The sequence below is a fragment of the Candidatus Babeliales bacterium genome, from assembly GCA_040879965.1.
Lineage (GTDB): Bacteria > Babelota > Babeliae > Babelales > JACPOV01 > JBBDJI01.
Window position 1 is genome coordinate 1 of the sequence record JBBDJI010000008.1, and the last position, 21,274, is coordinate 21,274.

The following is a 21,274-nucleotide window of genomic DNA, read 5'->3' on the forward strand; positions in this document are numbered from 1 at the left end:
CCCTGTTTGCCAATTTGTTCAAAACCTTCATGGGTTTCAGGAAGCATGAGTGCAAATTCCATATCCTTTTGACCTGGTGGGCATACGGTAAGCCATCGGGAATCACCAAATTTGGCATCAGTATGAATTTCAAAGCCAAGCTTTTCAGTATAAAAATTCAGTGCCCGTTCTTGATCTTTTACTAAAATAGTTATGTGAGTTAATTGTTGAATCATGTTCAATTCCTTTCTTTATAGCTTTATCTATTTTTCAAGATATCAAAAAATAGATAAGGGGAAAATGTAAATTTTAAAAGCAAAGATATCTGGGTAGTTATTTTTAATGTATAATTAATAGATAATTGCTTAGGGGTCTAATAATACTAATCTTTTTTAAATGGAAAAATATGAAAAACAACATTGTTCTTTTTATTATTTTATGTGGATCGACTTTATTGCATGCAGGATTGATTGAAAATTTAAAGGAATCTAAGCAAGAAGTTGAGGAAAAAGCATCAGAGGCATGGGATCTTACTCAATTACCCAAAGAGGTTGGTTCACAAATTGTTCTTTTTTCTAGAGTTAATGATATACGGCAAGCATACGAAGCGCATAATAATTATTGCTTATCCAATAGTGATTTATACAAAAAAGAAGATAAATCAAAAAAAAATTGTGATACCTGTGTATGGAGCTATGCAAAAGTAGTGCAGGGTTTGGTGAAGGGCAGTATTACTCAATTCTCATTAAGTCCGTCTTATTGGGCGTTTCTTTATGTTAGCATTAATATTAAAATGCCCGGATTAGCAGAGCAAGAAATTATTGTAGCACGCAAAAATGAACAAAAAATCATAGAAGTTATTAAAAAATTACCGTTTATTGGCAGAAGTAAAATTGTATTATTTAAATTAACTGATGACAAACAGTTTTTATTTACTCAAGAGCATAAAAAGAAAGTAATTGGTTTTCATCCAACAGTTGATTTAGAGGACATTTTTAATTTAATTATACGTAAGCGCATAGAAAATGATGAGTATAAAATTATAAAAGAGATTGAATTACCTAATGATGAAAAATATGTAGCTCTCGATTATTTTTCTGAATTTAGTGCTGTTGGATTGCTAAAAGACGATGAAAAAACCGTAAAGTTTATTCCTTTAAATGAAGATAAAGCTATATTAATAAGGCAGATTTAATGATCTATCTTAAAAAAAAAGCTAAATAATGACTAATGCAGAACAAAAATATCGTATTAATTATTATCTTTATTTTTTTAACTCCTGCGTTTTTGCATGCGGGTTTTTGGAAAAAGTTATTACCGAATAAAAAGAAAATATCCCAATTAACCTCAAATAAAATTGCACAGCTGCCTAATGAATTGAAATCAGAAATTGCTTTTTATTGTTGTATAAACGAAGCGCAAAAAAAACTTTATGAACGAAAAAAATATGAATTAGATGAATTAAGTCAAAAATTATATTATAAAACTAACAAGAGAAGTAAGAATTTTAAAAGTCAAAGACCTATAACTTACTGGCCAGGAAAAATCGCAGCATTTGATTTTATTGGTAATCAATTATTTCTTTTGATTGCATGTACTCGACCGAATTGGCAAACAATTGTACTTGAAGGGAGAGAAAGTGATATTGAACTTTATAGGAATGCTTCAATAAAACAAAAAATAGAACAATTTGCTATCTGCCCACAAAAAAAATTATTATTTACTATTGAAAAAGGAGAATATTATCAATTGCTTGTAATTCGGCAATTTAATGAGGAGACTAAGAAATTTAATGATAAACAATTTAAATTATATGATTTACCTTTTAATGAAATATATAGCGATATAAGTTATAATCCAGAATTTGATATGATAATGCTTTTAAAGAATTCAAATAATATAAAATTTTTTCCATTGAGCAATATCGATTTCATGTCAGATAACTTATCAAATTATTTAAGAAGAAATTTAGTTTGCAAATCATTATCATAAATATAAATTCATGAAGAAATTTTTAGCTTTTTTAATTTTAATTTTTTTTATTCCGTCGACAATATTTTGCCAAGAACTGCAGAATGAAGAAGTGATACTAAATTATTGTAAAGAATTGCCAGACGAATTGAAAAAGATAATTTTTTATTGGTATAAAATATACCGTTTAGTCTATTACAAAGAAAACAAAAAATATTACTTTGATCAAAACAATAAAAGGCATTTTATAAAAGAAGAAGAAGACAAAAAATATATAATATGGCAAATACCAAAAACAATTTTACTTGCCGATATAAAAAACCGACTTTTTTATCAACATGAATCAGGCTTGTTTTTTTTAATTGATTGCAAAAAAAATAATTGGCGTAATATTCCTGAACAGCACCTTTATTGTCTTCAAGATCCTAATTGGCATTATACGTTACAATTTTTTAAGCCAACGAATGATATATTTCGCTTTATGATATCTGAGGATAAAACTATGGTTATTACTGAAGAATATGCTAGTAATCAAAAATGCTTACATTATCAAGAGCCATATCATCGGCTTACGATTTATAAGAAAAATGAAAAAAAGTATATTAAAGACATTAATATGAGCATCGAATTACCCCTTAAAGAACGTTATACTGCAATGGATTATATTGATGGCAAAGTTTATGCATTATTAAATGATCAAAAAAAATCATTAATAGTTTTTCCTATTCAAAACAAATGATTTATTTTATCCCAAGTTGTCTATTTTGAAGACCAAGGACTGTATTTTTTTTACCAAAGTGATCGTTGATAATATCTTTGCACACTTCAGGAAGTATTGTTTTATTTATTAATAATTCTCTCATTTCATGAGTTGTTGCTAAATCTATTGGAGTTTTTCCTTTATTGTTTTTCATTTGTATCGCTTGCGGTGCATGTGCTAATAAATATGAAGCAATTTTTAAACGTTCTTCTGGATAATTTTCAATTTTCTTATTAGCCACTATATGATGTAATGGTGTATTATTATACTTATCAAGTGCCAAAATATCGGCACGATTTTTGATAAGTAAGCGACAAGTTTCATATCCATATTTATGGCGTGCTGCAACATTATGCAAAGGACGATGATTATGTCTATCTACTATTTTATTTGGATCGGCGCCATAATGAAGTAATAATTCTATAACTTGTGGACTAGGATGTGTATGAGGTAGATAAACACTTTTTCCCCATCCGCCATCAGGATCTGCTCCATGATCTAAAAGTTCTTTAGCTATTTCAATTGTTATATGGCAATAGGATAAAGGTGTTTCTGGATAAGAGAAAAAATTTGGATTATCATAAACTGTCTTATTAGGGTCAGCGTTATATTTTAGTAACAATTGAACAATTTTTAAATTATTTCGCATACAGAGTAGATTATTGTCGGGTAAATTTGGATCAGCACCGCTTTCCAAAAGAATTCTAAATGATTCTAGATTTTTTGCAAAATTCAAAGGAGTTTTACCATAATTATTTTTCAGATTAGGGTTGGCACCATTTTTAAGCAATAATTTAACAATTCCTTGCTGGCCATTTATTAAAGCGTTGTGCAAAGGAGCATTGCCATCGTTATTTTTTACATTAGGATCAGCACCATTTTTTAAAAAGATTTCTACTATTTTTTCGTGATTGTTTTTTATTGCAATTTCAAGAGGGGTTTCATTTTGAGAGTTTTTAATATTTATGTTGTTTTTATAAAAAGACCTGCAGAGCATAGAAGTTAATGTTGAATAACCCTTTGCAGCACACATGTGAAGCAAAGATTCATAATCTTTTATTAAATTATGTCCGGTTACTAGATAGCCTAGTGATACAAGGCCACAGCTTACTGATAAATATGAACGTTTGGTATTATAATCAGTAGAATTATAAGCGAATAAAGCAAAAGGGATTGCCATGAATGCAGAAACTAGAGGCAATGTATCTTTGCTTATAATAATTTTACTATGAATTGATTGATTACAAGTAAATAGAGAAATTAATAAGAAAATTTTTAAAAATTTTTTGTCCACGATAATAACCCCCGAAAAAATAGAATAAACTCTTAATGTTAAAATTGGAGGAGAGAGTGGGATTCGAACCCACGAGCCCGCTCGCACGGGCTAACGGTTTTCAAGACCGCCGCATTCGACCGCTCTGCCATCTCTCCAAAACGATTAGTATCGTTATTTTAGCTTAATCGTGACCATTTGGCAATAGTAAATCGGGGTTATTTTTCAGGGTTTTTTTAAGAAAAGATAAGATGAAAAACTGGCCTGCCATACGAAGCTTTCTACTACAAAGAATGGCTCCGCCAGCTGAAACCTTGGCGAAAGCTGGTGCGCCTGAGAGGAGTCGAACCCCTAACCTTCAGATCCGTAGTCTGACGCTCTATCCAATTGAGCTACAGGCGCGAAATTTTATGGTGGAGAGAGAGGGATTCGAACCCTCGTGCCCCCTTTCGGAGACTCTTGCTTAGCAGGCAAGCGCTATAGACCACTCAGCCATCTCTCCAGAGTATATCAAATGTATGTATAGAATAAAGGATTTATTGCTATCATGCAACTACAATTTCCAGGTTAAATTGTACTATTAATACCCAATCATCATATTCATAGGTTTTTTATTAAAAATCATGAATATATAAAATTTCCACGTTCTTTTTTTCTAGATAGCGCATGATTTCTTGCATATTATGAATATTAACCGTTATTGCTGCATAGATGTATTCAGGTCTGGCGGCAAGGCGCCACTCATATTCTTTAATACATCCTTCAACATCAAATAGGGTATCAATATCCTTACTATTACTACTATTATTATTATCGTTTGATACTTTATAGCGCACTTTATATTGAATTTCCTCTTGGCCAGCAATTTGCAAAATGGCTATCTGATTTTGTACTAATTTTTGTATGATTTCTACAAATTTTTTGTAGCGTGGTATTGCTATTAATTTGATACCATTTTCATATGTTTTTTCAATTTTAATACGGTTATCAATAGTGGAAACTTTATTTAATGGGTCTTTTATGATCATTTTTATAATAAGCGATTCTTGGCCGGAATACATTTTTTTAATAGGCCAAGAAATCATACCTTTTGCGCTATATTCAAAAGTCATTGAAACTCCAATGAAAAGATTCATTAAAGTATATGAAGAGGATAGTGCTTTGAGATGTCCTCTTTTTTGTGCAGCAGTTTTATAGGATTGTAAAAAAACCTGCCAAAAAGTTTGTATATCACTAAAATATGGATATTCATAAAAAGGTGTGTGTTCAATAAAGTTTGCATATTCATGGGAAGTATCAACATTGACCCACTCTGGAGAGCTAAGATATGTTTGAATTGCATCTCTTTGATATCCTTCTTGATTTACCACATCATCAAAAACTTGACCAAGAGCAATATCTTCCGGTGTACAGGTTTTGGTAAATTTAAGCATCGTGTTCATTGTTGGATCATTTTCTTGTAGTAAGCGTTCTGAGCCTGGGGTAAATCCATGTTGTCTTAATACGTTTATCCAATAAGTCAATGGTTTAAAATTACGATATTCATTCATTTCAGCTTCCACTGATTCTTGAGCAAACAGCGCATTAAAGATGGCATGAGCTGTTTGCGTTATTGCCATAAGTTCTGAAGTTTGTACATCGTGATCTCTTAAAAGAAAGATGCCGCCGGGTCTTAAAATACGATAAATTGAATTGATAAAGCTATCTAATTTTTCTTGCGGTACATGATGCAGGCCAATAAAACAAACGACTAAATCAACACTATTAGAAGGAATATCTTTAGACTTTATTGCATCATAATTGTTGAGAGGAACAAACTGATCAAAAAATAAAAATTTCTTTTTTGGGTTAAAAGAAAAAGATTGCACATGATCTTGCCACTTTTGCTTGTCATTTATAGCATAAATTGGCCCATTTATATTAAGAAATGTTTGCATACTTGCAAGATAAGTACCCGGTGTTCCAATTTCTACGCAACCATTTATCGTTGTATTATCAAGAATTTGCCCGGCTTGTTTGCTGAGAACAGTTTTCTGATGTTGTAGTAATTTTAACTTTGGATATGCGGGCAAAAAGTGCTTTACTTTATCCGCACAGGATAATATTTTTTCATAAAAATCATGATCATTGTGCGGTTTATTTTCTTTTAATATTTCATCAACAATGGAATAGAAGCGATCGGATGATACCTGTCTTAGTACATCATCAAGAAATAATCCAAATGTGGTTCGAAGATTTTCATTTGAAAAGATAGTATTTAAATAGTTTGCATGAGTTCGTTGAGTTGTTTCTTGCGGTAATGCTTGTATATTAGTTATAAAAAAAGAAAAAAATATAATAAATATGTGAGATCTTGATGTGAGTGGTTGTATCATTATCATCCTTGATTATAATATGTGAAATTTGAGAATTTTAGTTAATTATAGCGCAAATAAAATATTTTTTAATGGGTACTATGGCACTTATAGTTGAAATAAAAGTCATTCCTTCGTCTGGTAGACAAAAATGGCAATTAGATAAAAATGGACAAATAAAATGTTATTTAAAAAATCCCCCAGAAAAAGGAAAAGCAAATAAAGAGCTAGTAAGCTTTATCGCAGAGAGCATACAATGTGCTCAACGTGATATAGAAATTATAAGCGGTGCAACTGCAAGAAAGAAAAAAATAAAAATTCATACCAATAATACCTATGAAATGTTTTTGCAAAAACTCGGATTAGAGACTGGAGTGCAAAGTGCCTTATTTTAAATGGCGTGGTATTAATTTAAAGGGCAAAATAGTAAAAGGAATTGTTCGCACGAGTTCAGTACAAGAATTAGATCAACAGTTATTTGAAAACGAAGTTGCACTACTAGGACACAAACAGATTGAGATGAGCTCAGTATTACGGCCAATAACGGCAACAATGAAAGCACATAGTTTCAAACACATGGCGTTGCTCTTAGAATCGGGAGTTTTTTTAGATCATGCATTAGAAATTATATGTGCGCATAATAATCATCGTGCATTCAAAGAAATTTTAGAAGATATACATTATGATGTTTCTCGTGGCTTAACAATGGCAGATGCTTGTGCTAAATTCCCCACTATATTTGATTCAATTACGTTATCACTTTTGCAAACTGGTCAGCATGCGGGTAAGCTTCCAAGCGCTTTATCAATGCTTGCCGATCATATTGAATCAGTAGCCGCGTTTTATAAAAAATTGCGGAGTGCGGCATTTCTTCCAGGTATCACATTTCTTTTTTTTATTGCTATATCAATTATAATTTTGATTTTTATTGTACCATCTTTTGCTTCAATGTTTTCTAATGTTGGTCAACCATTACCCGCTACTACAAGTTGGCTATTGTGGATGAGTTCTCTTTTGACGCATAATACTTTATTGTTTTTGCTATTATTTATTGTTTTTAGTTTTGTTGGATTGCGAACGATATATTATCATACTAAAGTGAAAGCATTTTGTGATGTATTTGTTTTACGATTACCTATGATTGGTAATGTATTGCAGCAAACAACTGTTATGTATTGTTTACGTTCGGTTGGGATATTAATACAAAATGGGGTTTCAATTGTCCCCGCGTTTCAAGCAATCATTCCCTGTATTCATAATAATTATATTAAAAATGAAATGATGTCTATTGTTGACCAACTTGATAAAGGATATTCATTAACACAAGCATGCAAAGGAACGAAAAGCATTTTTTTTGATGAAATATTTGCCTTAATTCATATTGGCGAAGAATCTGGCACGTTAGGAATTGTTTTAAATAAAGCGGCTGATGTATATAAAGATCGTATTCATCGTACGCTATTTTTTTTAACGACCGTATTTCAGCCATTATTAATGATTGTGTTAGGCATGTTAATTCTTGGATTGATTGTAACAGTATACATGCCAATATTAAATCTTTCCTATACTATCGCTTGATTTTCTGTTTGAATCTATAATAAAGTATAAAAAAATAATTTTTATGCTCTTTATTATTAGGATGAATGTAAATGAAAAAATATTATATCTTATTATTTACATTATTTTCAGTAAATTTTTTACAAGCGCAAATAGCGCAATTATCTAATTCGTTAAATATACTTGAACAAAATTTAATCCAATTTAATAAGCTGCTGAATAATTATATTAAAACATTACCTAAGCCTACCCCAGAAGAAAAAGATAAAGAAGAAGAGCGCAAACGTAAAGAACAAGAAGAACTTGAACTAAAACAAAAAGAGCAAGAAGAAAGAGAACAAAAAGAAAAAGAGAAGCAAGAGTTAGAAAGAAAACGTGAAGAAGAGCGCAAGCGTAAAGAGAAAGAGAAAAAGGAACCAGTAGAAGCAAAAGAATTTCTTAATGCAATAAAAACTCAAGCATATCCTGAAATTCAAAATATTGAAAAAACAGATATTTTAAATAAGGATCAGGCAATACAAGAGTTTATAAATAGGATAAATGAATATATTAATAAAAAATTAACTTTAAATGATATTGTTAATAAGTATCATGAAAGTTTAATGCAATTAAAAGATGATATTGCATTCAAAAATTATCTAAAACAATATAGACATTTTTCACAATTAGTTATTTCCAATATTGCAAATCAATTTGATGATGATGGTAATTATAAAGGTTATTTAAATACAGATAATAAATTTTCTGCTGATACAATGTCTATTTTTAGAAAATTAATTGAAATGAATAAAAAATTGCTTGTTGAATACCCTGATCAAAATTTGCAATATTTCATTAATCGATATGATAGGTTACAAAACTTATATGAATTATCAGTAGGATTGCCACCAACGGTAAGTCGTAAAATTTCAACACAATTAAAAGTGATAATTGAAAATTTAGAAAAACAGTTAAAAGTGATAATTGAAAATTTAGAAAAACAGTTTGATCAAGCAAAAAAAGCTTTAAATACTTTAACTGAAACACAGAAGCAAGAAACTTTAGAAAAAATACAACTTTATCAGCAATTAAAAAGAAGAATATTAGGGCAGATTAACATAATATATCGAGATTTATTTAAAAACATATGTAGTCAAATAAAATGTCAAATAAAATTAGAAGATTACGATTTTAAATCGATTCAACGTCAATGTTTTAAAGAATTAAAAAATCTAAATAATTTGCAACGTCAATTTTCTCTAAGGCCAGAAAGTTTTAATGATCAACAAAAAAAAGAAATTCAAGAACGAATTGAAGCTTTTGTTCAAAAATGTACACCATCTAAGCTCATCAAAGAGTTCTATCAAGAATTGGGTAGAAAACAGATAACGCCATCGCAAGAAGAAGAACCTGAAGAGGAGCCTGAAGTTACTTTAGAACAAAAAGAAAGATTTGAAGAGCTTGAAGCCGAGTTAATACAAGAAGCTAAAAAGAATAAAACTTATACTGCACCTGAAAAAGTTAATTTAATTAATAAAATTAAGCAATATAAAGAATTAGCTTATCAAGTAGACGAACCATTAAAAAAAGCAATTATCTCTTTTGAAACACAACTCCGACTTCAGCGGTAAAAAATATAATTAATTATAAGGTTGAACATAAGCAAAGTAGCATTGACGCACAGCCCATTTTCAGCTATTCTGAGCTTAATTATTGAATTATATTTTAGCCGGGATGGCGAAATTGGCAGACGCACGGGACTCAAAATCCCGCGGTGGCGACACCGTGTCGGTTCGAGTCCGACTCCCGGCACCAAAAATAGGATAAGAGTAGTGGCAGAGTGTATTTTTTGTAAAGTTATTGAAGGAAAGGTACCAAGCATAAAGGTTGCAGAATCTGACTCAATTTTAGTTATTAAAGATATTGCACCTAAGGCTGCCGTTCATTATCTTATTATTCCAAAAAAACATATTTCTGATGTTAGAGCATTTGAGCAAGAAAATGCAGGCATTGCAGCTGATATGATTATGATGGCGCAAAAGCTTTCACAAAATTTATCTGAACCAAAAGCCTTTCGCTTAATAATTAATAATGGGGCTGAAGCAGGGCAATGTGTTTTTCATGTTCATATGCATTTTTTAGCCGGCAAAAAATTGCCCGGTTTTTAGCCATCTAGATGGAGGTTGAAAATGTATCCAATATTTCAAAAATTATTTAGTTACTTTTTTGTATTAACTATTTCAGGTTCTTTAGTCATTACCGGCTTTACTTATAATGTTATTAAAAAATTTACGCAGCGTCCTGTTTATTCGCAAGCACGTAAGCAAGAAATTGAGCAAAATAGAAATCTTTTATTAGAGCAATTTCATGCACAACCAATCCGTTTTAAGACAGAAGATGGTTTAGAGCTTTCAGGACTATTTTTTTTGCGAGAGGGTGCACAGCGCAACGTGTTAATTTGTCATGGATTTCGCATGGCAAAAGAACGATTAATTTTATTTGTTTCAATGTTTGCTAATGACAATATTCTATTATTTGATCATCGAGCACATGGTGAAAGTGAAGGTACTCGTGTAACATTAGGCTTTGATGAAAAACGAGATGTTTTGGCAGCATTAAATGTGTTTTTAAAAGAAGAAAAAACACGAGAGCTGCCAATATATGGTATCGGTCTTTCAATGGGTGCAGTGAGTTTATTAGGTGCGGCAGCAGAAAACCCTATTTTTAAAGGTATAGTGCTTGATTCACCATTTGCACGTTTAGATTTGCAAGCACGACGAACCATTGAGCGTAAATATAAATTAATATATTCACCGTTTGAGCCGTTGGGCAAACTTGTATTTTATTATGTTATGCATTTTTCTCCGGAAGAGGTTAATGCTTTGGCATGGGCCGAAAAAATTCAAATGCCGGTATTAATGATCCATTCAATGCAAGATCGAACTGCTTTATTTGATGATGCACAGCAAATTTATGCAAATATGAAGGGTAAAAAAGAACTTTGGGCGGTTGATGGTTCAAAACATGCTCGTATTTTCATAGATTTTCAAGATGATTATTGCCAAAAAGTGAATCAATTTTTTAATGCCAGTCTTTTAGTTAGTTAACTCTCATTTAAAATGAAATATTATTAATTATTGTTTTGCCTTATTCAAATGTTCTATTCTAAAAATTATAAAAAGGCAGAATAATGAAAAAATTAAAAGTAATATTTAGTATTTTTTTATTTTTATATCTATATTTTTCACCAAATTTACTTTCTTTTGAAGAAATAGCTTCAATTGGCCAAGAAAGTTTAAAATCGCCTGAAGAATTTAAAGAACCTGCTACTGCCAAAGAAGCAAAAGAAAAATGGCAAGAAGTTCAAAAAGAAGAGCAAAAAGCAGAAGAAGTAAAAAAAAAAGCGCGAGATAAATGGGCAAAAGCACGAGATAAAATGAACGAAGCGCAGTTTAATTCAAAAGAATGGCATGAAGCTAATAAAGAATATGAAGCAATGCAAAAGCAGTTATTTGAAGTAGAAACAATACAAGAAGAGTGGCAAAAATATCGTGAACAATTAGCACAGACTGAAGCATTTAAGCAGGCAAAGGCACAAGGTCTTACTGAAGTGTATGAGTTGCCTCAAAAAGAAGAAATACCACAACTAGGCTGGTGGGAAAAGTTGCAAAATAAAGTGCGCGCATGGTTTAAAGAAAGACAAGTAGATTTTTATAATTGGCTTGGTGATAAAAATCGTGTAATAAAAATACGTCAAGATTTAACAGATATTTATTCTGAGTTAGGAAATGAAAAATTATTAGCCAAGGCACGCAATAGTAAAAAATTAGGTCAATTATTTGATCGTGAATTTATAAAAATTCGAAATGGCTTAGAATCGCTTAAAGCATATCAAGAAGCCCACGAAAAAATAGCAGCAACTCCACAAGAAAAAGAAGTTATCAAGCAAGAAATAAATGATTTAATTGTTGAATTATTAACAGTAAGTAAAAATCTCGCTGATGAAAAATATCAAGGCGAACTTGTAGAAGAAATTGATAAAGCACTTGATGATTTAGGTGTCTCACCAGAATTTCGAGAAGAAATCGAAAAGAAAATTGGTGTTTCCGTTATTTCAAAAGAATTAAAAGAAAAAAGACAAAAAGAAGTTCGAGAAAGATCGCGCGATATTGCGAGGATAAGAAAAATTACTCAAAATCTTAATGAACAAGTGCTTTCAGATAGCCCATTAATCAAAGAGATTGATAAAAATCCAATTGATTTTGACCAAAGCAAAATATTTCAAGAATTTACTCGAAATATAGCACAGCTAGAGGAAATGCTTACTAAATATGCTGCACAGATACCAGAATCTGAAAAACCGATACATGTGCAATCTTTACGGGATGCATATCATCTTTTGAATGAAACGTTAGTTAGTAAGGTTTTTGATTTAAGTATTCCAGCGGAAGATAGAGCAATTATTATGGCTCGTGCTTATGAAATATATCCAAAATACATCGAAGCGGAACGTAGATTGCAAGATGTTTTTATTGAATTACAAGATCAATATGCACGTGAAGCAACTACTAAAGAATTGACGAATGAAAAAGGTGAATTGATGAAACCACTTTCTCCTCGTTCGGCAGAACGTTTTACGAACCTTATTGAAAACAATCGATTTTTGGAAAAAATATTATCCCGTGTACCTGATAATGAACCGCAAGAAATTTTAACTGAATACAATAAATTTGATGCAGCAATGCAGGCTTGGCAAGAAACATTAGAAACTCGAGCAGTGAATCAGGAAAGTTTACGAGTACGAGAAAAAATGCTCGAATTTTATAATGAAATATTACAGAGAGTCGATGATTTTTCACGTGAAAAAGATATTGCTTCTGATCAATTAGCGAAAGTTTTATTGGATATACATATTAAGCTACAGAATATAAACCATGGTTTAGAAAAAAATAGACAAGAACTTATAATAGCAGAACAAACTGACGAAGGTATAAAAACAGAATTGGTCAAGGAACATGCGCTGATTTCAGAAGAAAAGTTACAACAACGATTAAAACAAATAAAAAAGCGCGAACTATTTGCAAAAGATTGGGAAAGGTTAAGTGGACCTGCAAAACACAACATATTTTTGAATGAAATAATAACTCATCCATTAACAAAAGTTAAAGCAAAAAATATTGATGAATTTTTCAATCAAATAAAACAAATAAAACAAGAATCAGAAAAAATTATAGAAGACCCTTATCTTGAAGCGACAAAATTTGCATTAAAACCTACACAAACAAAAGAAGCAAAAGCACCGAAAGATTGGTGGGAAAGCTATTTAAAAGAAGGGCGAGAAAAAGGAGGAACCGTTTCTCAACTATTACCTCCTGATTGATAGTTATAGTTCTTCAAGCACATTCATTGCTTCTTGATCTTTCCGTTTTTGTAGTAATTCATCTTGATAAAAAATACCAAGTCCGATTGCTACGCAAATCAAGGAAAGAAAAAATTCCCATGAAATTGATTCATTCAAAAATACCCAGCCATAAAAAGCGGCAAATAATGGCGTCAAAAAACTAGCAAACGATACAAATGTTGGCGAGAATTTTTTCAATAACGTACCGTACATGTTATGACAAATTAAATTGCTTACTATGATAACAATTGCCAAAATACCAAAAAAAGGAACATAATCGGTAACTACTTGATTTTGTGGTTCAAAAATAAAAGAGGTGATCAATGCAAGAATTCCACCAGCAAACATGCTAATGCCATTAGTCATTGCAGGTGCATAATTCTTTTCTTTCACTAATCTATGTACAATAAGCCAACCATAACTAAGCATGCTAATAGAGATAATGATATAAATTTCAGCCCAAGAAAAAACGCCAATACCACCTACAATATCTTCCAGTGGTGCAGGAGTGATCAATACTGGTAATAATCCAATAAAACCAACTAATAAACCGATTGTTTTTTTTAACGTTATTTTTTCTTTATGCAAAAGATAAGAAAGCATATAAGTCATGAAGGGTCCGAGTGTATATAATAGAGAAGCTTTAGAAGGACTCATATCTTCAAGTCCCCAAAAACGAAATATATACGGAAAATAACAGGTAAATAAAATTGCTTGTACGTATAGTTTCCAATCCTTTTTTTTAAATTTGAAAACGGTATCTTTATGGAAATATTGATAAGCTAATAAAACTATGCCCGCAATGCTCATACGAATACCAACTAAAAAAATAGGTTGTGCGTAATATAATAAAACTTTTCCTAATGAAAAAGTTGATGCAAAAAGTGCATACAATACGATAATTTGTATCATAGCTGTGCCTCTCCGGTTGTTTTTGTTAATAAAAAATTACATTGCACTTCGACAATGATTTTTTATTATAAAAAGATTCCTAAACTAGCTTTATCACAATTCTTATAAAAAAGAGAAGTTTTATGCTTTTTAGGTATTGTCGAAGATTAGTATTACGATGAATACGAGAATAATTACAATATCGAAATCGAATTTTTCCTTTGATAATAATAGTTTATCATAGTTTTTTTATTTGTCAATTTGACTTGTTCTTTGATTTCTTGCATTCAAAGCAACCGATATATTATTTTTTTAGGAAACATACAAATATGTTTTTTTTAAATTGAGAAAAAAAGGAAGAAAATGAAGAAAATATATTTTATAGGCGGTATGAGTATTCTGCTTTTTCCCCTTGTTGCAAAAGGATTGTCGAATAATCGTTATCGCAATAGGCCGATGTCTATGAATGAATGCCCTGCTAATTTGAATCAAATGAAAATGAAAGCTGGTATAAAAAAGCAAATGATGCATATGAAAGAAGAAATGCATCATGAACAAATGGAAAATATGCAACAAGAAGTAGAAAAGCAGCAAGAGCCGATGCTGCAAGAAAAAAATGAAGTGCAAGAAAAAGCAAAAAAAGAAATAACCGCTAAAGAACAACGAACCGTAAAAATACATGCCAAGAAATATAAAAAAATATCATTGGCAAAACAAGAAAAAAAGCCTCAAGAAGAATTGCTAGCCAAAATAGGAATTGATCCAGTACAGCAGAAAGATATTCCATTAAAAGCAGAAAAAGATGAAATGAAGCTACAAATTTCTCTTGAAAAAAAACGGCAACAAGAAATTATACAGCTGATGCATGAAAAGACAAAGGAAGAGCAAGAAAATATACGTGCTGCAATATATGAAGAACATGAACATAAGAAACAAGAAATGGCAATGCAAAAAGAAAAATTACAATTAGCGCGTGAACGTATGAAAATGGAACGAGAACAAATGCGTTTAGCAAAAATTAGAGAGCAAGAAGAATTGCGATTAGGACAAGAACAAGAACAATTAAAACGAGAGCAAATGAAATTTGCAAAAATTAAAAAGCAAGAAGATAAACGTCGAGAACAAACGCAATTGGCTAAGCAAAAAGCTGAAGAAGCTTTAGCAAAGAAAGAAGAAATGGTTAATAAAAAGCAGGAGTTAGCCGAACGTAAGAAATCAGCACAAGAAGAGTTGCAATTAGCTCGAGTAAAAGAAACTAAAGAAAGAGAAATTCAACGTTTAGCACAAATCAAAGAGCAAGAATTATTACGTAAAGAGCAATTGAAAACGGCGCAGGAACAAATAGAAAAAAGAAAAACTGAGCAACTCGCAAAAAAAATAGAACAAAAAGAAAAACGAGAACAATATGTTTTACAAAAAAAGAAAGAAGAAGAAACGCGATTAGCAGCTCAAGAAAAAATAAGAAAAAATAAAGAAGAATTACGATTAGCTAAACTGAAAGATCAGACAAAAGAATTACAACAGAAAATGAATCTTGTGCAATTAGAAGCTGAGAAACGAATGCAGGAACGCTTAGTGAAAAAACAAATAGACGAACAACATATTTTAGAACTTGCTTTGCAAAAACAAAAACAACAGGAAGAATTTCGATTGGCAAAAGCAGTAGCACTCAAAAAACGCGAAGAAGAAGTGATGGCGTTATGGCAAGATCAACAAAGCAGAATTCAAATTGCTCAAGAAGAAGAAAGAAATAGAGCAAGACTAGCGGAAATGGAAAGTAAATTAAAAAAACAAAATCAATTGCTAGCACGCACGGAAAAACAAGAAAAAATGAAAATTGCGCAAGAACTCAAATTGCAAGAGAAGAAATTAGCACAAATGGTGAAGCCAATTGAAACTAAAAAAATTATTCAGCATTCAAATGTTCGAAATAAAGAAAATAAAATTATGCCCATTGCAATAGCCATGAAAAAAGAATTGCCAAAAAATTCTGAGTTACAATCGAAGATGCTTGCTCTGAATACGCATAGTATAAAAATATCAACACGAGATAGAATGCGAGAAATTGCACGCGGACGTTCAAAAGGAATACTGTCAATAGTGAGAGTGCAAGAACCAGTCAAAGAAATAAAACCAGTAGAAAAATGTATAGAACCTAATAGTGGTGTAATTGCGCAAGCACCTCAAGTTCCTGAAAAAAAATTAAATAAATCGCCAAGTGTAGCGCAAAAAGAAGAATCTACTAAGAATAAAAAAACAGACCAGATGGTAAAAAATGAAAAACCAAAAGAAAAGCGTGGTCTTTATACAAAACGTAAGCTCATAGAGTGTGTTCAACAAAAAGTAGCATTCAAATCAACTGATAGTATTAAAAATATGAATCTTGCTGATTGCTTACCAGTTCAAAAATCACCACAAAAACAAGTGCCTCAAAAAGCATCGCAAAAATAAATCATTATTAAAGAAATGATGGCTAAACACAAAAGGCAATAAAAAATAATTAAATTAAAAAGGAACTGGGTTAGCTCAGTTCCTTTTTATGTGCCCGCTGTAGTAATTAAATATTGTTCAATGAACTCCATTAAATCACCATCAAGAATCAAGTCTGGTTGTGGCGATTCGATGTCGGTTCTATGATCTTTAACTAATTTATAAGGATGTAAGATATATGAACGAATTTGTGAGCCCCATTCAATTTTTTTCTTTGTATTCCTCGCTTCTTTTTCTCGTTGTTCTTCCTTTTGTTTTTTTGCGAGTTTTGCATATAACATTTTCATAGCAATTTCACGATTTTGAATTTGTGATCGCTCATTTTGGCATTGTACAACAAGATTAGTAGGCAAATGAGTAATACGGACGGCAGATTCGGTTTTATTAACATGCTGGCCACCAGCACCACCAGCACGATAAGTATCGATACGTAAATCTTTAGGATCTATTTCAATTTCTACTTTTGGCATTTCGGGTGTAACATGTACTGCCGCAAATGAAGTATGCCGACGTTTGTTTGCGTCAAATGGCGAAATACGTACTAAACGATGAATGCCTTCTTCTGCTTTTAAAAGGCCATAAGCATTTTTTCCTTTAACAAAAAGCGTAGCAGATTTAATGCCTGCTTCTTCTCCAGGTTGGTAATCTATAATTTTTGCATCTAAACCTTCTCGCTCGCAAAAGCGTACATACATACGAAGCAGCATATTTGCCCAATCTTGTGATTCGGTGCCACCAGCACCCGAATTAATACTAAAAAAACAATTGGACGAATCTTCGGGTTCTTTAAGTAACAGATGGAGCTTAAATTTACGAATAGATTTAATTAATTTATTAATCTCAATTCTTAATTTATCAAGTTCTTGTTCATCTTCTGCAAAAAGATCAATGAGTTCTGTAAGTTCTTTATAAGATTTAGTAATTGAAAGATAATTTTCTCGCAGTGTTTTTATCTGTTGCAATTCTTTCAAAATAGTAGTCTGATCTGGATGTTGCCAAAAATCTTCTTGAGTACTCATTTTAGTTAATCGTTGATATTCATCTTCTAATTGAGCATTATTCCAATAATCTTTGATAGTTTGCAAATCAGGTTCGATGTTTTTTAATTGTTCGCGGAGTTCGTCAACAAGCATTTAAGACCTTATTAGATAAAGCGGTAATTCTTTCTTTTTCAGTGTATCAAAGATAATGATGAGTTTATAGAGTGTTTACTTTGAATAAGGATTATTGATTAAAGAACCTATAATCTTACCGGCGCAAAAAGAACTATAACAAGAAAAACCACCGCAGGCCACATAGGCAGATGCTCTTTCTAAATCAGAATTTGTGATCTATCAGAATCTATTTGTGCCTGTATATCTTGATTTGCCGTGTTCATTCCCTTTATATTCGGTGTTATTGGTATTAAAGATAAGGCAAATAAAAAGAGAGATAATTTTTTCATGTTTTATAATTCCGCAAATTTTATATTTAGAATAAACTTTATTATTTATTATGTTGATTTATAATGATTTTCCAAGTGAACATTAATTTTAAATCATCTACTAAGGTTCTTGTAAATATTGAATAGCATGTTATAATCAAATAAATTAATAAAAAATTTGTAGTTTTCTAATAGAATTTTGGAGGAATTTCAATGCGTCATCTTTTTTTACTATCAATATTAACTTTATTATCTTTTAATAGTTCGGCTATTAATTCACTTTACAAGATAAATATTGAGCCAGATCATACTTATCAAATAGCCGATGAACAATTGCCTATTGTGTATGATGCTGGATACAATATTTCACTATCACCGCGTTTAGATCGTATTTTAAGCTGGTTTCATCCATTTGATACCAAGAAGTATGGCAAAATATATCATTATTTAGTTGACCAAATTGGCATTCAAGAAAATCAGTTTCATAAACCGGAAATGATTGATAATGAGCAATTATTAAAAGTTCATTCTCAAGAATACTTAGATTCATTAAAAAGATCGGTGGTAATCTCACGTGCAATAGATCTTAAAGAAGGTTTAGCAATCATTCCTAATAGTATTTTGCAAAAATGTTTACTTAATCCAATGCGTTTGGCAACTGGCGGTACAATAAAAGCAGCACAGTTGGCAATGCAAAAAGGTTGGGCAATTAATTTATCCGGTGGCTATCATCATGCAAAAAAAGAAAAAGCTGAAGGCGGCTGTATTTTTGGTGACATTCAATTAGCGATTGAGACACTCTGGGAGAAAAATCCGAATTTACGGGTTTTAATTGTTGATCTTGATGCGCACCAAGGTAACGGCCATGAAGATTATTTTAAAGATTCATTCAATGATCCTGATAAAAAAGTTTTCATTTTTGATATGTATAATAAAAATGAATATCCCAAAAATTCTGATAATACGGCACAATATATCGATAAGCCAATTCCACTTGATGGTGGCCAATTGCAATGTAAAGTATTTGGTTTTGATGTTTCAAGAATTGATTATGCGCAGCTCACCGAGCGTGTGGAAGGGCGAAAAGTCAACGATGAAGAATATTTGAATAAGCTTAAAGATCAATTATCAAAATATCTTAATGAGCTTGAGCAAGACGAGAAAAAGCCTGATTTAATCATTTATAATGCAGGGACCGATCCTTTTGAAAAAGATAATTGGGGCTGTATGAATATTTCCTTTGATGGCATGATAGCGCGCGATCAGTTTGTCTGGCAACAAGCGAAGGATAAAAATATTCCCATATTAATGGTTCTTTCTGGTGGTTATTCAGCGCAAAGTGCACCAATGATTGCTAAATCGATTGAAAAGATTTTAATTGAACGTGAAGTGTTGATTCCTATAGTTTAATTGAAAAGCAGAAAAGCCTCCCGACGATTGACAGCAAGCAGAAGTTTTATCAATCTTTTGCAAGCAAGATAAGGCTGGGCTTGCTTGGCCTATTAAGTAAAATGAAGTATATGTTAAAGATGATAAATGGCTCAATGGGTGGCATATAATTGATTATGATTAGGTGATTTTTTAAAGAATCACCCCGTTTTTTGTCTGGATTGAATTTATTTTGACTAAAAATATTTTTCTACTTGAAAATTAAAATTATTCTGTTATATTAAAGATAAGGTATAAACCAATTCAGGACTCAACAAAAAAACCAGGAAAATTATTTGTAGTATCTGCTCCTTCGGGTGCGGGTAAAACGACGCTCGTAACAGCAGTTTGCAATCAAATTGGCAAAGAATGCCAATTGAATCGTGTAGTTACCTATACAACAAAAAAACCGCGAGATGGCGAGCGTGATGGTATAGATTATCATTTTTTAACTCCAATCGTATTTCAAGAAAAGATTCAGAAGGGATTTTTTCTTGAGTGGAGTGGCGTATATGGTAGTTATTATGGATCTCCAGCATATATATTAGAAGGCCTGCAAAAAGGGGATTCATTTATACTCATAATTGACCGGTTAGGGGCGCGAAAAATAGGCCATATTTATAAAGATTCGATTTTTATTTGGATTTATACAAAAGACATAAAAATCTTAATGGAACGGTTGCAAAATAGAAAAACAGAAAAAGCCGAACAAATTGCTCGGCGATTGAAATTAGCACAAGAAGAAATAAAAGATGAACGAGATAATCCTTTCTATCATTATCATATTCTTAATGATGACATTGAAAGTGCTATCCAAAGCATTAAATCAATTATCATTGAGAAAATTAATGAATGAAAAAAATCGTCAATTTTGAAAGAAATTTGACGGTAGAAAAAATATTTTAAAAAAAGTTTAAAAAAATTGTTGACTTAGGAAATGATAATTGTATAATTGCTTATGTATTCGATGAAAGTAGTAACGAAAAAAAAGTTAAATATCTTTGAAATTTACGAAGACCCAAAAATTTGCTTACAAGTCTTGTGACAAATTCTTCTTCATAACACAATTTTTGTGATGGAGAGTTTGATCCTGGCTCAGAATGAACGTTGGCGGCGCGCCTAACACATGCAAGTCGAACGAGAAAGTTCCTTCGGGAGCGAGTACAGTGGCGAACGGTTGAGTAACACGTGAGAATCTACCCTTTAGTGGAGAATACTCTCGAGAAATCGAGGTTAATGCTGCATAAGTCCCTTCGGGGAGAAAGATGGCCTCTTTGCTGTCGCTAGAGGATGAGCTTGCGGCCTATCAGCTAGTTGGTGAGGTAAAGGCTTACCAAGGCGATGACGGGTAGCCGGCCTGAGAGGGTGATCGGCCAGACTGGAACTTAGACACGGTCCAGACTCCTACGGGAGGCAGCAGTGGGGAATATTGCGCAATGGGCGAAAGCCTGACGCAGCGACGCCGCGTGAAGGATGAAGGCCTTCGGGTTGTAAACTTCTGTTAAGTGGGAAGAAATCCTTATGTATAATACATATAAGGGATGACGGTACCATTAGAGAAAGCACCGGCTAAACTCGTGCCAGCAGCCGCGGTAATACGAGTGGTGCAAACGTTATTCGGAATCACTGGGCGTAAAGGGTGCGTAGACGGCATTATAAGTCAACTGTCAAATTTTCCGGCCTAACCGGAAGCCGGCGGTAGAAACTGTTTTGCTAGAGGATGGAAGAGAGAAGTGGAATTCTCGGAGTAGCGGTAAAATGCGTAGAT

General features: G+C 32.0%; 17 protein-coding genes, 4 tRNA genes and 1 rRNA gene. 14 read left to right on the plus strand and 8 right to left on the minus strand.

Annotation, left to right across the window (positions count from 1 at the left end):
* Positions 1-215 (minus strand): VOC family protein (locus WDZ41_01180; protein MEX0939953.1); only part of this gene is annotated, 215 nt, incomplete at its 3' end.
* A gap of 170 nt (positions 216-385) precedes the next feature.
* Here WDZ41_01180 and WDZ41_01185 point away from each other — a divergent pair.
* The 3 genes from WDZ41_01185 to WDZ41_01195 are packed head-to-tail and all read left to right on the plus strand — an operon-like array spanning position 386 to position 2,689.
* On the plus strand, positions 386-1,174 hold the full coding sequence (locus tag WDZ41_01185; GenBank protein ID MEX0939954.1) for a hypothetical protein: 789 nt from the start codon (positions 386-388) through the stop codon (positions 1,172-1,174).
* A gap of 35 nt (positions 1,175-1,209) precedes the next feature.
* A complete protein-coding gene (locus WDZ41_01190) occupies positions 1,210-1,971 on the plus strand; it encodes a hypothetical protein (protein MEX0939955.1) in 762 nt (253 codons plus the stop codon).
* 10 nt (positions 1,972-1,981) lie between these two features.
* Positions 1,982-2,689, plus strand: a complete 708-nt coding sequence (locus tag WDZ41_01195) for a hypothetical protein (GenBank protein ID MEX0939956.1) — start codon at positions 1,982-1,984, stop codon at positions 2,687-2,689.
* A gap of 1 nt (position 2,690) precedes the next feature.
* Here WDZ41_01195 and WDZ41_01200 read toward each other — a convergent pair whose 3' ends face one another.
* The 5 genes from WDZ41_01200 to WDZ41_01220 all read right to left on the minus strand — a co-directional run bounded on the left by WDZ41_01200 (position 2,691) and on the right by WDZ41_01220 (position 6,358).
* Entirely contained in the window at positions 2,691-4,004 is a 1,314-nt protein-coding gene (locus tag WDZ41_01200) for an ankyrin repeat domain-containing protein (GenBank protein MEX0939957.1), read from the minus strand.
* Positions 4,005-4,049: 45 nt separating this feature from the next.
* A tRNA-Ser gene (locus WDZ41_01205) sits at positions 4,050-4,141 on the minus strand.
* Positions 4,142-4,308: 167 nt separating this feature from the next.
* Positions 4,309-4,385, minus strand: a tRNA-Arg gene (locus WDZ41_01210).
* 9 nt (positions 4,386-4,394) lie between these two features.
* Positions 4,395-4,485, minus strand: a tRNA-Ser gene (locus WDZ41_01215).
* A 112-nt stretch (positions 4,486-4,597) separates the two neighbouring features.
* Positions 4,598-6,358 (minus strand): class I SAM-dependent methyltransferase, encoded by a 1,761-nt coding sequence (locus WDZ41_01220; protein ID MEX0939958.1) that lies wholly within the window; start codon positions 6,356-6,358, stop codon positions 4,598-4,600.
* Between the two features lie 80 nt (positions 6,359-6,438).
* Between WDZ41_01220 and WDZ41_01225 the strand changes: the two genes are divergently transcribed.
* The 7 genes from WDZ41_01225 to WDZ41_01255 all read left to right on the plus strand — a co-directional run bounded on the left by WDZ41_01225 (position 6,439) and on the right by WDZ41_01255 (position 13,253).
* A complete protein-coding gene (locus WDZ41_01225) occupies positions 6,439-6,732 on the plus strand; it encodes a DUF167 domain-containing protein (protein MEX0939959.1) in 294 nt (97 codons plus the stop codon).
* Complete coding sequence (locus WDZ41_01230; protein MEX0939960.1) at positions 6,719-7,915, plus strand: type II secretion system F family protein; 1,197 nt, start codon at positions 6,719-6,721, stop codon at positions 7,913-7,915. The genes WDZ41_01225 and WDZ41_01230 overlap by 14 nt, the downstream gene beginning before the upstream one ends.
* A gap of 71 nt (positions 7,916-7,986) precedes the next feature.
* Positions 7,987-9,504, plus strand: a complete 1,518-nt coding sequence (locus WDZ41_01235) for a hypothetical protein (GenBank protein MEX0939961.1) — start codon at positions 7,987-7,989, stop codon at positions 9,502-9,504.
* Positions 9,505-9,601: 97 nt separating this feature from the next.
* Positions 9,602-9,688, plus strand: a tRNA-Leu gene (locus tag WDZ41_01240).
* Between the two features lie 17 nt (positions 9,689-9,705).
* Positions 9,706-10,041, plus strand: coding sequence for an HIT domain-containing protein (locus WDZ41_01245; protein MEX0939962.1), 336 nt, complete (start codon positions 9,706-9,708; stop codon positions 10,039-10,041).
* Between the two features lie 21 nt (positions 10,042-10,062).
* Positions 10,063-10,980 (plus strand): alpha/beta fold hydrolase, encoded by a 918-nt coding sequence (locus WDZ41_01250; GenBank protein MEX0939963.1) that lies wholly within the window; start codon positions 10,063-10,065, stop codon positions 10,978-10,980.
* A gap of 83 nt (positions 10,981-11,063) precedes the next feature.
* Entirely contained in the window at positions 11,064-13,253 is a 2,190-nt protein-coding gene (locus tag WDZ41_01255) for a hypothetical protein (GenBank protein ID MEX0939964.1), read from the plus strand.
* 3 nt (positions 13,254-13,256) lie between these two features.
* Here WDZ41_01255 and WDZ41_01260 read toward each other — a convergent pair whose 3' ends face one another.
* Complete coding sequence (locus tag WDZ41_01260) at positions 13,257-14,186, minus strand: DMT family transporter (GenBank protein ID MEX0939965.1); 930 nt, start codon at positions 14,184-14,186, stop codon at positions 13,257-13,259.
* A gap of 342 nt (positions 14,187-14,528) precedes the next feature.
* Here WDZ41_01260 and WDZ41_01265 point away from each other — a divergent pair, with 342 nt between their 5' ends.
* Positions 14,529-16,616, plus strand: coding sequence for a hypothetical protein (locus WDZ41_01265; GenBank protein ID MEX0939966.1), 2,088 nt, complete (start codon positions 14,529-14,531; stop codon positions 16,614-16,616).
* A gap of 86 nt (positions 16,617-16,702) precedes the next feature.
* Here WDZ41_01265 and prfB read toward each other — a convergent pair whose 3' ends face one another.
* Entirely contained in the window at positions 16,703-17,788 is a 1,086-nt protein-coding gene (gene prfB, locus WDZ41_01270; GenBank protein MEX0939967.1) for a peptide chain release factor 2, read from the minus strand.
* Between the two features lie 503 nt (positions 17,789-18,291).
* Here prfB and WDZ41_01275 point away from each other — a divergent pair.
* From WDZ41_01275 to WDZ41_01285, 3 genes are all read left to right on the plus strand, one after another.
* Positions 18,292-19,488, plus strand: a complete 1,197-nt coding sequence (locus WDZ41_01275) for a histone deacetylase (protein MEX0939968.1) — start codon at positions 18,292-18,294, stop codon at positions 19,486-19,488.
* Positions 19,489-19,768: 280 nt separating this feature from the next.
* Positions 19,769-20,362 carry a guanylate kinase gene (gmk, locus tag WDZ41_01280; GenBank protein MEX0939969.1) on the plus strand — a complete coding sequence of 198 codons (594 nt, stop codon included), beginning with the start codon at positions 19,769-19,771 and terminating at the stop codon, positions 20,360-20,362.
* Between the two features lie 216 nt (positions 20,363-20,578).
* Positions 20,579-21,274: ribosomal RNA gene (locus tag WDZ41_01285) — 16S ribosomal RNA — on the plus strand; the annotation flags it as partial.

Excerpts from the sequence above, each read along its gene's own strand:
- WDZ41_01185 (MEX0939954.1), top strand. The coding sequence starts at position 386 with ATGAAAAACAACATTGTTCTTTTTATTATTTTATGTGGATCGACTTTA.
- WDZ41_01190 (MEX0939955.1), top strand. The coding sequence starts at position 1,210 with ATGCAGAACAAAAATATCGTATTAATTATTATCTTTATTTTTTTAACT.
- WDZ41_01195 (MEX0939956.1), top strand. The coding sequence starts at position 1,982 with ATGAAGAAATTTTTAGCTTTTTTAATTTTAATTTTTTTTATTCCGTCG.
- WDZ41_01220 (MEX0939958.1), bottom strand. The coding sequence starts at position 6,358 with ATGATACAACCACTCACATCAAGATCTCACATATTTATTATATTTTTT.
- WDZ41_01225 (MEX0939959.1), top strand. The coding sequence starts at position 6,439 with ATGGCACTTATAGTTGAAATAAAAGTCATTCCTTCGTCTGGTAGACAA.
- WDZ41_01235 (MEX0939961.1), top strand. The coding sequence starts at position 7,987 with ATGAAAAAATATTATATCTTATTATTTACATTATTTTCAGTAAATTTT.
- WDZ41_01250 (MEX0939963.1), top strand. The coding sequence starts at position 10,063 with ATGTATCCAATATTTCAAAAATTATTTAGTTACTTTTTTGTATTAACT.
- WDZ41_01255 (MEX0939964.1), top strand. The coding sequence starts at position 11,064 with ATGAAAAAATTAAAAGTAATATTTAGTATTTTTTTATTTTTATATCTA.
- WDZ41_01260 (MEX0939965.1), bottom strand. The coding sequence starts at position 14,186 with ATGATACAAATTATCGTATTGTATGCACTTTTTGCATCAACTTTTTCA.
- WDZ41_01265 (MEX0939966.1), top strand. The coding sequence starts at position 14,529 with ATGAAGAAAATATATTTTATAGGCGGTATGAGTATTCTGCTTTTTCCC.
- prfB (MEX0939967.1), bottom strand. The coding sequence starts at position 17,788 with ATGCTTGTTGACGAACTCCGCGAACAATTAAAAAACATCGAACCTGAT.
- WDZ41_01275 (MEX0939968.1), top strand. The coding sequence starts at position 18,292 with ATGCGTCATCTTTTTTTACTATCAATATTAACTTTATTATCTTTTAAT.